Genomic DNA, 15,947 nt, shown 5'->3' on the forward strand with positions numbered 1-15,947 from the left:
ATTTGAGAATTTTCTTCCCGTTGCGCCGGATACCATTTCCATGTCATATTATTCTATTGTCCCGTATGTCATTGCGGGGCCTCATATTTCCCGGATTTTAAATTGCGGTGTGACGGCCAATTCCCCCATGGTCGAACAGGATTACCGATTATATGGGGTAATGGAACAGGCGATTCGGTAATTTAATCTCTTCAATTTTGTACAATATTGTCTGGTGCGAAGAAGGCTTATTACCTATATAGTACCATAAGACCGATTGATAACGAGGAGAAAACGGCCGCGCCGAATCGACTGACCGGTGTAAATTCCAAAAACGGCATAGACCCTCTCATGTATGAAAACCGGAATATAACCCGTCGATTTCTTAAAGGGCTTTTTTGGTCCGCCATGGTGGCGGCCATTCTGCTGATTCTGGCTGTTACATTGGCGATTCTTCCCCCGGGGGAAAGTCTGATCAAAAATAGACTGGCGGCATGGTTGAGTGATTATACCGGCCGGGCGGTTTCTATTGGCCGGCTGGAAACCAACCTGTTTTCGCGTCTCCAAATCGAGAATCTGGAAATCGCCGGAAATAACGACGACCGCGACCACCCGCTTTTGCTCCTGAAGAACCTGCGGGTTAAATTCAGCCTGGCTGAAATCTGGAGACGGAAAATTGTTATCGGCACTGTCTATCTCGATTCCGCCGCGATTAATCTGTATCGTGATTCAACCGGCCGTTTCAATATAGCTTTTCTGGATACACTGATGAATTCCGAACTAACCGCCGACACGGTCGAATCATCCTCCGGCTTTTCCGTGGTTCCGGGCGATATTTCCCTGAATAACATGGCATTGAATTATCTTGATGAATTTCTTGAGATTCAAGCCGGCATCCATAATGTTCATGGCCATATTAAAAAAGACGGCACCGATGAATATGATTATCGGATAGCAATCGACAGTCTTGCCGCAGTCTATGAAAACCTGCCGTTCCTCCTGACCGATATCGAAACCGGAGGAATAATCGACGATTCAGGTTTGACAATGGAAATGACCTGTGCCGAAACCGACAGCCTGCGTCTGGAAGCCCGCGCCGCGCTCAAATTCGGTGAACAGACCAACGTGAATGGCGATTTGCATCTGAGCGGTCGACCCGGTTCCCTGATACGGAGAGCGTCTGAAATCTATCAGCTATCATCTCCGGATCATATCGGCGATATTGATTTGAATGTGGCTGTCGACGGGTCTCTTCAACAACCCGAGCTTTCCGCCCGCCTGGCCTTTTCCGATGTTTCGTTTCTCAATGTGGCAGCCAGTGAGGGTCTGATTGTCTCCCGCCTTGAAGGTGATACTCTGGCTCTTGATTCCATGAATATCCGGACTCTGGGCGGATCTCTGGCCGGCCATGGCTATACTGTTCTGGATAGCAGTCTGGCCACCGGCCTTTGGATTAATCTTAATAAAATCTCTTTACCCCGGTTATGGACGGCTGTCTACAAAGAAACGGCTCCCTATCTGGGAACATTGACCGGATCCCTGGCTTTCGAGGGTTATGGCCGGGAAATCGAAAGTTGGTCGGTTAAGGCGGATTTGGATGTTTTAAAAGCCAGCTATCGGGGACAGCCGTTGCCCGATTTTTATGCCCGGGTTAATTTCGAGAATGGATTGACTTCACTTAACGTCCATCAGGAAAATTTCGATATAACATCTCATATCCGGATTCGGGATCGATTTCTTAAAGGGGATTTTGCGGCCTCCATTAAAAATCTCGAACCGATGGCCGGGCTCTTCAACCAACCGGACTTAATCGGGCAACTGAATGCTTCGGGTCTGATTGATGGGCCTCTTGATTCACCATCATTTGATGCCCAAATCAACGGAAAGGGTTTACGTTACCGAAATTTCCCGATTGATACTCTTGTCGCCGGGATGATTTATAAAGACAATGTTTTAAATATTGAAAATCTGTCCTTCGCGGGAGCTTCCGATTCTTCGTCCGGGGCGCCCTTTTATCTCGAATCCTTCTCCGGTCAATATGGCTATCAAGGGCGGGTGAGCGGAACTATCGACAATCCGACGGGGAATATTGCCATTGAATTGTATCAGCCGGGTTACGCCGGTTGGGCTCTTGATTCGGGTTTCCTTGAAATATCTCTGGCCGACCGGCAGGCGACGATTAACAAGGGGGCGATGTATCGCGATTCCCTGGTGATTATCCCGCAGGCGGAATTCAGTCTGACGGATTTAAAAGGACATCTGAATATAGATCTTCAGACCCTGAAGTCGCCTTCGCAGGATACTGCCGCTATTTCAGATCAGATAACGAGACAGGTATCCCCGATCGGAAATATTTCCACCTCATTTGATCTTTCCGACAGTCTCAACTGGACCTGCCGCGGCATTGGCGAGAATCTGGCGCTTGACGAATTAACCGGTCTTCTGCATGATTCGCTTGATCTGAAGGGTACGGCGGAATTTGTTTTCGATATGAATGGTCTGCCCGGCCGACCTCTGGGGCTTTTCAGGTTCCGGGCGGAGGAAATTAATTACCGGGGTATGACCTTCGATTCCGCGACTGCAAGACTGAGGCTGGCTGATAACATCCTGGAATTAAATGACCTGCAACTCATCGGTAAGGGACAAAAGCTATCGGTCGCGGCCGTCATACCTCTTGAATTCGACAGCGCCGGCGATTTAATTCTGGATGATAATGCCATAATTCGGGGGAAAATCAGCGCCTCGGATTTTCAACTTCAGGCTCTGGAGTCTTTACTCCCTGAAGGCATGAAGCCGTCAGGCCGCATGTCACTGGAACTTAAATGGAACGGAACCGCGCTGTCACCGAATCTGTGGGGATGGTGCGAGATTCATGACGGACAACTGACACCGGGCCCGGAAGACCGACCTGTCAGCCGGATTGAAATTAAAACCACAATTCGGGATTCTTTAATTTCTTTTGAGAAGGCAACCGCGGTCATTCTCGAAAACCCGCTTTCAATCGAGGGGTTCCTGACTGTTTCGGAATGGAAACGGCTGAATACCAGCCTTTATTTCAATTTCTCCGATTATGGCCGGGTTCGTTGCGATGGCCATATTTCGGCTGATTCCCTTGATTTCGAAGCATCAATTGAGCATTTCGACCTTGAGACCGTTCTTCCGCTGATGCCCGATATCAGAGAATTGTCCGGATTGGTGGATGGTCAGCTATCTGTTTTCGGTCCTGCCTCCGGGCCGGAAATAACCGGACATCTCGGAATCAGAGATCTGGCATTCCGGCATGTCATGCTGGATCAGCCCCTTCAAAATGGTATAATCGCGATTACTTTTATTGATAACAATATCCGACTCGACACTCTGTATCTTAGTCCTGGAGGCGGGTCAATCTTTATAAACGGTGATCTGGTACATGAACAGGAGCAAGTAAAGGCAATTAACCTTAAAGCCGCAATTGACAGTGTTCGGGTATCGCGGAACCAGCAGTATAGTATTGATTTAACATCGGCCCGCCTTAATTACACCGGGAACGACGACCATTATCTGCTTGATGGTGATATCGAATTGGGTGAGTCGCGGTTGACGGTCAATTTCAAACCCCAGTCCATCCTGCCCTGGGCTCGGTCAGTGGAACAGACCGCCCCGGAACTACCGGCTTTCATGGATCAAACCCGGATCGATATTCGCATCCGGGAATCCAGCCGCCTCTGGGTGGATAATAACCTGGCGCGAATCAGGATTCATACCGAACTGGGGGTTATCGGCAGCCCCATTAAACCCAATTTTTCCGGAAGAGTAACGATCGAGGAAGGGTATTTGCTCTATCTCGACCGGAAATTTCAGGTTAAGAAGGGGGTGGTCTTTTTCTATGATCCAAATCGTTTTAATCCGGAAGTCGATCTGGCCGCCGAAGCCAAAGTGACCAATTACCAGGCTCTGGAAGCAACAGCGTATACCATTAAATTTTCGGCTTCCGGGCAACTCAATGAATTGCAGTATGGCCTGATCTCGGAACCGGTTCTCGATAAAACCGATATAATTTCCCTGCTGACTTTCGGGGTGACCAGCGGCCAGTTGATCGGCCGAGACCAGGGGACAAAAAATGCGCTTATGGAGCGGGCCCAGATGCTGTCAAGCCAGAAAATTTCGGGTTATGTTTCGCGACGGCTCGGAGCCGTTTTCGGGCTCGATCAGGTGTCGGTCGAGGGTAACCTGTTCGATTTCAATCAATCGGGCGGGCCGCAATTGATCGCCGCCAAACAGATTTCCGGACGGGCCCGGGTCACGTACACGACCACGGTCGGTTATTTGAACGAACAGAGTATCCGGCTCGATTATCGCCTGACCCGTCATTTTTCGCTAGAGGGCCAGACCGACCAACTCGGCAAATCCTCGATCGGCCTTAAGTACGGAGTGAAATTCCGATGAAAAGACCGATGATGTTTGTCATTCAGGTTGCACTGGCGATGGTAATGATGGCTGTTGCCACTAACGCGGATTCCGACCTGAGATTCAAAGTCCGCCGTCTGGAAATAAGCGGAACCAGGGCTTTCAGGCCCGAACGTTTGAAACGGTTGATGCTCACCCGCCCTTCGTCTTTTTTAAGTTCTTCGAATTTTTATCCCGATGTTCTTTACAATGATCTCGATAATCTGGTGACCTTCTACCATCAAAATGGCTACCTTGAAATGAAAATGGTCGATACCGTCATCCACTACGATTCATCATCGGCCCGGGTCGATCTAAATCTCAAGATCGAAGAAGGCAAATTGACCCGGGTGGCCGGCGTGACGATCTTCGGTAATACCGTATTTTCCGATTCGGTATTGTTGCATGAGTTGAAAATCCATGAAGGTGATCCTTTTCGGCGCAATCTGGTTCAGGATGGAATGGTGGCGATGGTGTACCTTTATGCTGAGCAGGGTTATCTTAATGCCGTAATCAAGCCCGATATTCGGATCAACAGCGATACTTATCTGGCCATCATCGATTTCACTGTTATCGAACGATCCCGGGCGAATATCGCCAAAATCAACCTGAGCGGAAATGTAAAAACCCGCCCCTATGTAATCCGGCGGGAACTGGATTTCGCGCCCGGCGAAATCGTCCGGTATTCCAAATTGATGACGGCCCAGCGGCGGCTGTATTTGACCGGCCTGTTCGAAAGCGTTTTTATCCGGCCTCAGGAGGCGGGCGATCCGGATTCTACCGCCCGGGATATCCTGGTTGAGGTGAAAGAAAGCCTGGCCAGCGAATTCAATATTTCCGCAGGCTACGGTTCGGTCGAAAAGTTACGCGGCCGGATTGAACTCCTTTCACATAATCTCAGCGGCCGGGCCTGGCAGGTCGGAACGAATATCAACGGCAGTGCCATCAAGCGAGGGGCCGAAGCTTCATTCAGCGAACCCTGGACCTTCGGGACCCGCTGGCGGACCGATCTCAATCTCCTGTTCGAATTTCTGGTCGAACCGGGTTACGATCTCAGCCGCTATGGCGGCCGTTTGACCATCGGGCGAAATCTGGGAGAAAAAGCCAATATTTCTCTGGCTTTTCGTTCCGAGGATGCTCGATTAAGACATATCGAGGTTACCGAACTGCCCGATGATTTTGATTCCCGGATCCGCAGTTTTGCCCTCTCGCTGATCCGCGATACCCGCGACAATCTTTTTAATCCGAGCAGGGGAATATACACCGAGTGGAGTAACGAAATCGCCGGTGCTTTCTTAAAAGGTAATAATACTTTCGCTCGCTCGATTATCCGTGGCAAGTATTTTCTAACTGTCAACCGGGCCACCGTTGTCGGCTCGGCGCTGGAAATCGGGTGGATGGATTATTTCGGGGCCAGCGATCAGATACCGCTGAGTGAGCGGTTTTATACCGGTGGTCCGAACTCGGTCCGGGGTTTCAAATATCAGCGGCTGGGTCCGCTCGACAGCGCCGGGGTCCCACTCGGCGGCAAGTTTATGGTGGTCTGGAATGTTGCCGAAGTGCGGCGGGTGATCTATAAAATGATCGGGGCGGCGGTTTTTATCGATTACGGTAGTGTCTGGCGGCGGGCCGCTGATTTCCGTTTCGGTGATATGCGTGCCTCAATCGGGGCGGGACTGAGAGCCAGCACCCCGATCGGGATTATCCGGCTCGATTATGGAATCAATGTCGATCATAAGGGTAAAGAGCCATCGGGCCGGCTTTATTTCAGCATGGGTAACACCTTTTAGTCGACCGGCATCAGCAAAATAATCCTGCAGGTCCATAGTCAATATTGGCGTCAAATCTGGTCGATGACTCGATTATCCTACCGAACGCCTTGACAGTATTGCCTTTATGGATTACATTCAAATAATTGTTTTAAGACAACGCCTGATTGGCGTATATGGCGTGATGAATAGCAAAAATGAAAACCTGAAATTTTTCAAGGTAATCCTAAGTTCGATTGCCGATGGTGTTTTCACGGTCGACAGCCGGAAAATTATTACCAGTTTCAACCGGGCCGCCGAGAAAATCACCGGTATTCCGGCCTCGAAGGCGATCGGTAAATTTTGTTCCGATGTCTTTCATTCCGATATCTGCGAAAATTGCCTGCTTCAGGAAACCCTGAAAACCGGGTCCGAGGCGATCGATCGGCCGGTCAATATAATCAACAGCCGCGGTGATAAAATCCCGATCAGTATCTCCACTGCCATCCTGCGCGACGAAAAAGGCAATATCCTGGGTGCTGTCGAGACTTTCCGCGATCTGACTGCGATTGAACATCTCCGTAAGGAACTCGACAAGAAATATTCGGTTGAGGATATTATCTCCAAAAGCCCCAAAATACACAAATTATTTGCCATTCTGCCCGATATTGCCGAGAGTGAAAGCACGGTTTTAATTGAGGGGCCGTCCGGTTCGGGCAAAGAATTATTCGCCCGGGCGATTCATAATCTCAGCCTGCGGCGGGATAATCCTTATGTCATTATCAATTGCGGGACTCTGCCGCACCAGCTTTTCGAATCGGAATTGTTTGGTTATAAAAAGGGCGCTTTCACCGACGCGAAACAGGATAAGAAAGGCAAACTGGCTACCGCCGAAAGGGGGACGGTTTTTTTCGATGAAATCGGTGATTTGCCGTTATCCACCCAGGTCAAACTCCTCCGATTACTCCAGCAAAGGGAATACGAGCCGGTCGGGGGTACAACGCCGGTCAAGACCGATATCCGGGTGGTGGCAGCTACCAATCGTGATTTAAAACAGCAGGTGGCGACCGGGAAATTCCGCGAGGATCTCTATTTCCGTCTGGCCGTGGTCAAATTCGCACTGCCGTCACTGCGCGAGCGCCGCGAAGATATTCCCTACCTTGTAGATCACTTCATCCGGCGATTTAACGCCCGCAAAGGCCGGAAGATTATAAGCGTCAGCCCCGATGTCATGAGCCTGTTACTGCGTCACGATTTCCCCGGCAATATTCGAGAACTTGAAAATATTATCGAATATGCCTTCGTAGTATGCAAAGGGAGCATTATCCAGAAAGAACACCTGCCCACCGAACTTTTAACAGCCCATAAGGATGATCTTTACGGGATGGCCGATGATATTTCACCCATCGCCGAGAAAATCGATGAGCAAACCCGTATCCTTTCGGCCCTGAAACGCCACGGTGGTATCCTCTCGAAGGCGGCCGAGGAACTGGGCATGCATCGGACCACTTTGTGGCGTAAAATAAAACGCTATAATATCAATCACAAGACAGCCTGACTTTCCAAATTAGCGTTGCATAATTACCAATTGCAACGCAATATTGTTGCACCGGGGATAATTTGTTGCGTTTTATGCATCCCGCCCTTTATTTATCAATATTATAACATATTATATATCAATATATTAGGTCGTAATTGCGATTTTGGCATGGAATATGTATTGCAACATTAATGATGAAGATAAATGTTGCAATCCCGATTTTAAACAATCGTGTCGCTCCTTGTTTCGAAGCGGCCAGTAATTTCCTTATTGTGAATACTGAAAACCGGGAGTTGATCTCTCAAAAGACGGTAAAATGCGGCGATGAAGAAGGTTTTCGACGGGTTCGACTTCTTAAAGTTCATGACATTGATGTTTTAATATGCAACGGTATCAAGGGGTTTTACCGGGATTTATTACCGACCATGGGAGTCACCGTTATCCCCGACATCAGCGGATTGACCAGCCATATCCTCAGGCAGTACCTATCGGGTCAGATTCTTCCGCCGGAGCAGACAACCGTTCCGGCCGGGGCCACACCCGGTCCGACCCTGACCGAGTTGGTCAATTGGACCAGAAAGCATTTTGAAAGCCACGGCTACCAGATCCGGACCGGCCCCGGGCACGATTCCTTCCTGATAGATCTGGTAGCGGAAATCACCTGCCCGGTTTGTCGGAAAACCATCAGGGTGGCCATTTGCTGCGGCGCGCACACTTACCGGACCGACCAGGAAATCCGGGAGTTCAATTACTGCGCCAAAACCGATTACAATTCGCGCGTCTTCGTTTTCCCAAGTGATGAAAATATCGCCCGGCAATGCCGGGAATACGGGATCGAATTGATCAGTCCCGATGCCATGGCGGCAGGACCGACGCAAATGGATTCCGATAAAATTCCGCTTTTAAAATTCCCGGTTGAGGGTCATGAACAGGCTTCGTCGGGAATAAATCAGGTTTAGGAGATATATCATGAATCGCTCGAACAGGATGCAAAGAAATAAATTAACATATAAAGAGTGCCAATGAGAACCAAACGAATCACACCCGAAGAACGAGAGCGGGCTTTCAAATCTTTACGGAAGCCCGATGTGGAGGAGAAGCAGAGGCTCCATGTTCGTTATCATGTCGAGGATTTCGATGTGAACGACCGGCCCCGCCGGTTTCTTGAGGCTTTTGCGGCGATTCTCAAACATTCCAACTACCGCATGGCGCTGGAACACTTTATCCGCATGAGCGCCAAGTGTTCAAGATGTGCCGTCAGTTGCCAGGTTTACCAGGCGACCGGCGACCTCAAAGATATACCCTGTTATCGCTCGGAACTGCTGTTGAGCGTTTATCGCCGCCATTTTACCTACGGCGGTATGCTCAAAGGGCGCCTGCTGGGAGATCCGGGATTGACCGATGAAAAAATCCAGGAAATGGCCGAGAGCTTCTGGAATTGCACCGCCTGCCGGCGCTGTTCAATTGATTGTCCTTCGGGAATCGATCACGGCCTGATCACCCACCTGGGACGATATATCCTCAGTGAGATCGGGATTGCCCCGCGGGCGCTGGTAGTCAGTACCCGGGAACAACTCGAGGGTGCCACCGGTAACACCTCCGCCATCCCCGTTCCGGCCCTGACCGATACTCTCGAATTTCTCGAAGAGGATATGCTTGAGGAAAAGCAGGTGGAGATAAAGTTTCCTATTGATGTCGAGGGAAGTGAATATGTTTTTTTTCCGGCTGTCAGCGACTTTTTGATGGAGGCAGAGACGCTGATGGGGATCGCGGCCGTTTTTACCGCCACCGGCGATTCCTGGACCACCGGGACCGGCTATTTCGATGGCATCAACTATGGTTTGTTTTACAGTGACAGAATGCTGGAAAGGATTGTCAAGAAGATCGATGCCGAAACAAGACGACTGAAAGGCAAGAAAGTCCTGATTGGAGAATGCGGGCATGCCTCCCGTTCGGCCAAGTATTTTCTGCCGACCTATTGCGGTGGTAAAGACGCTTATCCGGTTATCAATATCATGGAATATACCTATGAGGTTTTCAAGAATGGCCGATTGAAACTCGATCCCAATATCGTAACCGAGAAAGTGGCCTATCACGATCCGTGCAATATCGCCCGGCAGGGCTGGATTATCGATAAGCCTCGCGAAATCCTCAAGGCATTCTGCAAGAACTATGTTGAGATGACCCCCAGCGGATCGAACAACATCTGTTGCGGCGGCGGCGGCGGCACGGTTTCGATTGATGAGATCCGCCCATACCGCACGACTATCGGCGGCAAACTCAAGGCTGACCAGATCCGCAGATCGGGTTGCCATTATCTGGTGGCGCCGTGCGCCAACTGCAAAAAGCAGTTGCGGGAACTGGTTGAGGATCAGAAAATACCGGTCGAGGTGGTCGGTTTGCATGATCTGATATACAAGGCAATCATTTTCGATGATTCACTCAAAGTGAAGAAAATACCGGCTGAGGCCGGTACCGGTGAGGAGGGGAAATAGGCATGGAACATTTACTGGAATTTGCCAGGGGACCGCTTTTTCGCCTGTCTTTTGCTCTCATGGTACTCGGCTTACTCCGCATCCTGGCGCTGGACCTGTTCGAGCTGTATCGCGCCTATCGGCAAGCTGGTGATAAAACCGTTCCGTGGGGCAAAACCACTCTCAAGGCGCTGGAATGGCTGGTGCCGATTCGTAAGGTGTTTGTTAACCGGCCGGTCTATTCTGTTTTTTCAATTCTGTTTCATATCGGTCTGCTCCTGGTCCCGATTTTTCTTTACGCTCATGTGAAACTATGGCAGGATGATCTTGGGCTGCCATGGCTCACCCTGTCGTACAAATGGGCCTACGGTTTGACACTTCTGACCATAATCACCGGATTAGCCCTGATTGTCGGCCGGATCGCCAACCGCACCTCGAGTTTCCTCAGCCGTAAACAGGATTATCTCTGGCCGATAGCCCTTCTGATTCCCTTCGTGACCGGTTTCATCTGCGCTCATCTCGGGGTCGGCCCCAAGGCTTACCAGGCCCTGATGCTAATTCATATTCTGGCGGGCGAGTTGATTTTCGTTTTGATGCCTTTCACCAAAATCGCTCATTGCGTGCTGATGCCCCTGTCGCAGTATGTCGCCGCGGTGGCCTGGAAATTCCCGCCGGATACCGATGACAAGGTTTGCACCACTCTGAACAAGAAAGGGGAACCGGTATGAGCAAAGCCATTCTGACTGATATTACCCGATGTATCGGTTGTCTGGAATGCGTGACCGCTTGCAAGAAAGTCAACCATCTGGAAACCGATGTGCCCCGGGAGTGGCAGAAAATGGACGGTCTCTCGGCAAGGAACTGGACTTCGATTCTGCAGTTGCCGGAAAACCATTATGTCCGCAAGCAGTGCCGCCACTGTATCGACCCGGCCTGTGCTTCGGCCTGTCCGGTCGGGGCCCTGCATACCACCCCCGAGGGTGCGGTGGTCTACGATAATGATAAGTGCCTGGGCTGCCGGTACTGCATGATGGCCTGTCCGTACGGGATACCGCGCTACGACTGGGACGATACCGTGCCATATATCCGTAAATGTATTCTCTGTTATGACCGGATAAAAGAAGGTAAGCAACCGGCCTGTACCGAAATCTGTCCCAAGGAAGCGACTATTTTCGGAGAGCGGGAAGAACTAATTAAAATCGCCCGCCAGAGAATCCAGGATAATCCGAATTTGTATGTCGACCATATCTGGGGTGAACACGAAGTCGGAGGAACCTCGGTACTTTATATCTCCGACATCGATCTGGGATTTCTGGCCTATCAGCCCAAACTGGGGTCGGTGGCTCTGTCCAGAACCACAGCCCCGGCCATGAACGCCGTTCCCATCGCCTTTGTCGGTATGGGGGCGGTGATGTACGGAATCAATTGGGTCGTTCGCCGCCGCATGAAACTCCGGAAAGATGAAAATGAGGGTAAGACAGATGAATAGAGTGCAGATCACCAAAACCATACTGTGGATCATTGTTGGTCTGGCCTCAGCCGTTGGGATCACCCGGTTCCTGTTCGGGCTGGGAGCCGCCACCAATTTGACCGATGCCACGCCGTGGGGGCTGTGGATCGGTTTTGATGTCATGAGCGGGGTGGCTCTGGCCGCCGGCGGTTTTGTTATCACCGCCCTCTTTTATATCATGAGGCGCGAGGAATTCCACAACTTTGTCAAGCCGGCTGTCCTGACCGCCTTCCTGGGCTATATTGCCGTCGTGGTCGGGCTGTTGTTCGATCTTGGATTGCCCTGGAATATCTGGCATATGATTATTTTCTGGAATCCCCATTCCCCGCTGTTCGAGGTCGGCTGGTGCGTGATGATGTACACCACTGTCCTGCTTCTGGAATTCAGTCCGGTGCCGCTCGAGGAACAAAGCCGGTATGCGAAAATCAGGAGTTTCCTGATGAAACTCCGTTTCCCGCTGGTCATGTTGGGAATTATGCTTTCGACCCTGCACCAGTCATCGCTTGGTTCGCTCTTTCTGATTATGCCGTACAAGCTGTACCCCCTGTGGTACACTAATATCCTGCCGATTCTCTTTTTCATCTCGGCGGTGGCTCTCGGATTCATGATGATTATATTCGAAAGCCTGACCACGCACTGGGTGTACCGTAAGGATTCGGATACGGCCCGAACGGCCAAGCTGGGTGGGATTGCCGTCTGGGTTCTGGGTATTTATCTGGTTGTCCGGATGATAGATATTATCGCCAATGGCAAATTCGGCCTGATATTTACTTCCAGCCGGGAATCGGTATTATTCCTTGCTGAAATTTTGATTTCAACTATCATTCCGATGGTGATCTTCTCCGTCCGCCGTCTGCAGTACAATCGTAACTGGCAGTGGATCGGGGCTACCATGGTCGTTTTCGGGATGATTTTTAATCGCATCAATATCGGCGGCCTGACCATGATTCGCGCTACCGGCGATACCTATTTCCCGTCATGGATGGAATTCGCCATCAGTTTCGGGGTGGTTTCGGCGGCCGCGCTGGCCTTTATGTTTGCTATCGAGAAATTTCATGTTTGGGAGAAAAAGCCGAAAGATCCGCGGACCGATCCTTTTGCCCTGCCGACTTTTGACCGAGCTTCCGGTGTCTGGCTGGGATCTCCGAGCATTGCCGCCCGCACCCGTTACTCCCTGGCTTTTATTTTCAGCTTTGCGATCGGTTTCGCCATGATTCCGGATAATAAGATTCACAGCGAAGGCATGGATGAGGTGCCGGTGACGTCCGCCCGCGGCGGGGATACGCTTTATATCGATGGCAATCTTAATAACTACGGTGTTTCGTTTGATCATACCCGTCATGCCGAGGAAGCCAGGAGCGGCCGTGGTTGTGTCACCTGCCACCATATGAATATTCCCTTTGACAAGAACAGCGGTTGCTGGAAATGTCATAAAGAAATGTTTACGAGGGCCGATATTTTCGATCATACCTGGCATTCATCGCCCAGCGGCGCTAATATCGCCTGCGATAAATGTCACCCGGCCGGGCAACTGCGTACAACGGCGACCGTGAAGCAGTGTGCCGACTGTCACAAGGATCTGGTAGCGCCCAATTCCACCATAACCTTCGATAATTACCTGGCCGTTTCATATGTCGATGCCATGCATGATCTTTGTATCCCCTGCCACCAGCAGGCGGCGGCGGCTCACCCTGAAAAACCGATGCTGGCCCAATGCGGTGGTTGTCACGGTCAGGTGCCGCCCGAGAATAGGATTGAATTGCTTCGAAATGAAGCGGTCAAACCGGGTATCAATCCGGTAGTTCTGCCGCAGATGAAAGTCCAGTAATGTCGACAGGGATGCCATGAGTATAAAGGTGATGATAATCGAGGACGAACCGGATGTGATCGAATATCTCAATACCGTCCTGACCGCTAACGGCTATGAGACGGTGGTTTGCGGCGACACCCGGAGTGCCGCGGACATGATCAAAAAACATCGGCCCGATCTTATCTGTCTCGATATCATGATGCCCCGTGAAACCGGGCTATCTTTTTATGTTCGGTTGAAAGCAATGGATACTTTCAGAAATATACCGGTGGTCATGATCAGCGGTGCGATTCAACAGGGGGAATTTGATTTTCGGGCCTATGTTCCCGATCGCTCGATCCCCCCGCCGGAACGCTTTATCGAAAAGCCGATCATGGTCGATGATTTTCTCGAGACCATCGCCATCCTGACCTCAGCGGGTAAAACCGCCGGAAAGGAAGAATAATATGCCGTCCGGCAAGAGCAAAAAATCGAAGGCCCTTAACGAGCTGCTGTATGATCAGTTTTTCCAGCAGGTGCCGTTTAATGTCGCCATAATTGACCGTGACTATAATATTATTGAGGCCAACAATAATTTTCGGGAATATTTCGGCGACTGGCAGGGTAAAAAGTGTTTCAGTGTTTACAAGAAACAGAAAACACCATGCGCGGTTTGCTCCCATCATGATATTTTTAAAGACGGCCGAACCCGTGTGGTCGACACGGTGGTAGCCGATAAAAACGACCGTTGGGTTCACCATGTCATCCAGAGCGCCCCTTTGCGGCTCGATCCCGATGGTCCGGTCGATTTTATTGTCGAAATCTCGTCGGTCGTGACCGACACTGGCAACTGGCAACAGGAGTATAATGTCCTCTTCGACCGCGTTCCCTGTTATATAACCGTCATCGATGAAAACTACCGCATTGTTCGGGCCAATGAAAGCTTTCGCAACAGTTTCGGTGATGTTCTCGGGCGGTACTGCTACGAAGTGTATAAACGGCGCGACAAAAAATGCCCCCGTTGCCCGGCTACACGGACTTTCCGCGACGGCAAAATTCACCGGCTGGAGCAAACCGGGATCGGGAAACGGGGACAGGAGATCGACTATGCCGTCACCACTTCGCCCCTGGTCCGCGGCGGGGAACGAATTGCTCATGTAATCGAAATCTCCAATGATATCACCAGAATCAAGAAACTCGAAAAAGAAGTGCTCGAGGCCGAGCGGCTGGCGGCCGTCGGTCAAACTGTGGCCGGGCTGGCCCACAGCATCAAGAATATTTTAATGGGGCTCGAGGGCGGTAAATACATGATCAGCCTGGGACTCCAGAAGGACGACCGTTCATTAATCGACCGCGGCAGTGAAATGCTCGACCGCAATTTCGACAAGACGACCTCACTGGTGAAGGACTTTTTAAGTTTTTCCAAAGGGCGTCTGCCGAAACTGAAAATGACCGATCCCAATGTTCTCGTCCGGGAAATACTTGATCTCTATAAGGATATCGCCGCCAAATCAGGGATCGAGCTCAAAGGCAATCTCGATCCGAAAATTGCCCCGGCCCCGCTTGATCCCGATGCCATTCACACCTGCCTGACCAATCTTGTCTCGAATGCCATCGATGCTTGCCTGATGGGCGACCAGAAAGGATCGGAAGTGGTTATTGCCACCCGCGGCGAGCAGGGCAAACTGGTTATCGAGGTGACCGACAACGGAAGTGGTATGGATTATGAAATAAAGAAAAAAATCTTTACGACCTTCTTCACCACCAAAGGAGGAGGCGGGACCGGACTGGGGCTTCTCACTACCCGAAAACTGGTCCAGGAGCATGGCGGAGCCATCATTGTTGAATCGGAAAAGGGGAAAGGAACCCGTTTTAGAATGGAATTTCCCCGAAAACGACTTGAAATGCTCTATAAAGAGAGTTAGAATATATAAAAAGGAGATGTATATGACCGACCCGGCCGAAAAGACGATTCTGGTCGTCGATGATGAGGATGATGTCAGGAATTTTCTGGAACTGGCTCTGGTCGAGGCCGGCTTCAAAGTCCGGACCGCCGCCGATGGGTTCGAAGCTTTGGAAGAGGTTAAAAAGCAGGTGCCCGATCTGATTTCGCTCGATCTGGTTATGCCTAAAAAATCAGGGGCCAAATTCCATCGCGATTTGACCAAAAATAAAGCCTGGGCCAATATTCCGATTATTATCGTGACGGGTCATGCCCGGGATGATCTCGGAAAGGCCGACCTGAAAGAGCTGACCATGTCGGGCCCGGGAATTTACCTCGAAAAACCGATCAGGCCGGATAAATACGTGGCCGCCGTTAAACGCATTCTGGGGCTCGACTCCACGGACGAGGAAAAAGAAATGGCGGATCAGGTGGAACTTCAAAATGAACTGAAAAACCTCATTGATGAAGCCGATCCGGAAACCCTGAAAAAACTCCGCAAGATTATAAATAAGAAAAAATGAGCGGGGTCTCACCGCC

General features: G+C 50.6%; 11 protein-coding genes. All 11 read left to right on the forward strand.

The window, feature by feature from the left end; genetic code table 11:
• The first annotated feature begins 330 nt into the window (after window positions 1–330).
• Complete coding sequence (locus JXQ28_06465) at window positions 331–4,404, forward strand: translocation/assembly module TamB domain-containing protein (protein ID MBN2277372.1); 4,074 nt, start codon at window positions 331–333, stop codon at window positions 4,402–4,404.
• The gene (gene bamA, locus JXQ28_06470) at window positions 4,401–6,194 is read left to right on the forward strand and encodes an outer membrane protein assembly factor BamA (GenBank protein MBN2277373.1); all 1,794 of its coding nucleotides are present in this window, start codon (window positions 4,401–4,403) and stop codon (window positions 6,192–6,194) included. Before JXQ28_06465 ends, bamA begins: the two co-directional genes overlap by 4 nt.
• A gap of 163 nt (window positions 6,195–6,357) precedes the next feature.
• Window positions 6,358–7,710: a sigma 54-interacting transcriptional regulator gene (locus JXQ28_06475; GenBank protein ID MBN2277374.1), complete on the forward strand. Its 1,353-nt coding sequence runs from the start codon at window positions 6,358–6,360 to the stop codon at window positions 7,708–7,710.
• Window positions 7,711–7,883: 173 nt separating this feature from the next.
• Window positions 7,884–8,651, forward strand: a complete 768-nt coding sequence (locus JXQ28_06480) for a hypothetical protein (protein MBN2277375.1) — start codon at window positions 7,884–7,886, stop codon at window positions 8,649–8,651.
• Window positions 8,652–8,714: 63 nt separating this feature from the next.
• Window positions 8,715–10,187 carry a (Fe-S)-binding protein gene (locus tag JXQ28_06485; protein MBN2277376.1) on the forward strand — a complete coding sequence of 491 codons (1,473 nt, stop codon included), beginning with the start codon at window positions 8,715–8,717 and terminating at the stop codon, window positions 10,185–10,187.
• A gap of 2 nt (window positions 10,188–10,189) precedes the next feature.
• Complete coding sequence (locus tag JXQ28_06490) at window positions 10,190–10,894, forward strand: hypothetical protein (protein MBN2277377.1); 705 nt, start codon at window positions 10,190–10,192, stop codon at window positions 10,892–10,894.
• Complete coding sequence (locus JXQ28_06495; protein ID MBN2277378.1) at window positions 10,891–11,655, forward strand: 4Fe-4S dicluster domain-containing protein; 765 nt, start codon at window positions 10,891–10,893, stop codon at window positions 11,653–11,655. Before JXQ28_06490 ends, JXQ28_06495 begins: the two co-directional genes overlap by 4 nt.
• Window positions 11,648–13,504: a Ni/Fe-hydrogenase cytochrome b subunit gene (hybB, locus tag JXQ28_06500; GenBank protein MBN2277379.1), complete on the forward strand. Its 1,857-nt coding sequence runs from the start codon at window positions 11,648–11,650 to the stop codon at window positions 13,502–13,504. The genes JXQ28_06495 and hybB overlap by 8 nt, the downstream gene beginning before the upstream one ends.
• A 16-nt stretch (window positions 13,505–13,520) precedes the next feature.
• Window positions 13,521–13,931, forward strand: a complete 411-nt coding sequence (locus JXQ28_06505) for a response regulator (GenBank protein ID MBN2277380.1) — start codon at window positions 13,521–13,523, stop codon at window positions 13,929–13,931.
• 1 nt (window position 13,932) lies between these two features.
• Window positions 13,933–15,390: a PAS domain-containing protein gene (locus tag JXQ28_06510; GenBank protein MBN2277381.1), complete on the forward strand. Its 1,458-nt coding sequence runs from the start codon at window positions 13,933–13,935 to the stop codon at window positions 15,388–15,390.
• Between the two features lie 22 nt (window positions 15,391–15,412).
• The gene (locus JXQ28_06515) at window positions 15,413–15,931 is read left to right on the forward strand and encodes a response regulator (protein ID MBN2277382.1); all 519 of its coding nucleotides are present in this window, start codon (window positions 15,413–15,415) and stop codon (window positions 15,929–15,931) included.
• Window positions 15,932–15,947: the final 16 nt, after the last annotated feature.

The sequence above is a fragment of the Candidatus Zixiibacteriota bacterium genome, from assembly GCA_016933955.1.
Lineage (GTDB): Bacteria > Zixibacteria > MSB-5A5 > GN15 > PGXB01 > JAFGTT01.

Excerpts from the sequence above, each read along its gene's own strand:
- JXQ28_06465 (MBN2277372.1), top strand. The coding sequence starts at position 331 with ATGTATGAAAACCGGAATATAACCCGTCGATTTCTTAAAGGGCTTTTT.
- JXQ28_06510 (MBN2277381.1), top strand. The coding sequence starts at position 13,933 with ATGCCGTCCGGCAAGAGCAAAAAATCGAAGGCCCTTAACGAGCTGCTG.
- JXQ28_06505 (MBN2277380.1), top strand. The coding sequence starts at position 13,521 with ATGAGTATAAAGGTGATGATAATCGAGGACGAACCGGATGTGATCGAA.
- hybB (MBN2277379.1), top strand. The coding sequence starts at position 11,648 with ATGAATAGAGTGCAGATCACCAAAACCATACTGTGGATCATTGTTGGT.
- bamA (MBN2277373.1), top strand. The coding sequence starts at position 4,401 with ATGAAAAGACCGATGATGTTTGTCATTCAGGTTGCACTGGCGATGGTA.
- JXQ28_06515 (MBN2277382.1), top strand. The coding sequence starts at position 15,413 with ATGACCGACCCGGCCGAAAAGACGATTCTGGTCGTCGATGATGAGGAT.
- JXQ28_06475 (MBN2277374.1), top strand. The coding sequence starts at position 6,358 with ATGAATAGCAAAAATGAAAACCTGAAATTTTTCAAGGTAATCCTAAGT.
- JXQ28_06495 (MBN2277378.1), top strand. The coding sequence starts at position 10,891 with ATGAGCAAAGCCATTCTGACTGATATTACCCGATGTATCGGTTGTCTG.
- JXQ28_06480 (MBN2277375.1), top strand. The coding sequence starts at position 7,884 with ATGATGAAGATAAATGTTGCAATCCCGATTTTAAACAATCGTGTCGCT.
- JXQ28_06485 (MBN2277376.1), top strand. The coding sequence starts at position 8,715 with ATGAGAACCAAACGAATCACACCCGAAGAACGAGAGCGGGCTTTCAAA.
- JXQ28_06490 (MBN2277377.1), top strand. The coding sequence starts at position 10,190 with ATGGAACATTTACTGGAATTTGCCAGGGGACCGCTTTTTCGCCTGTCT.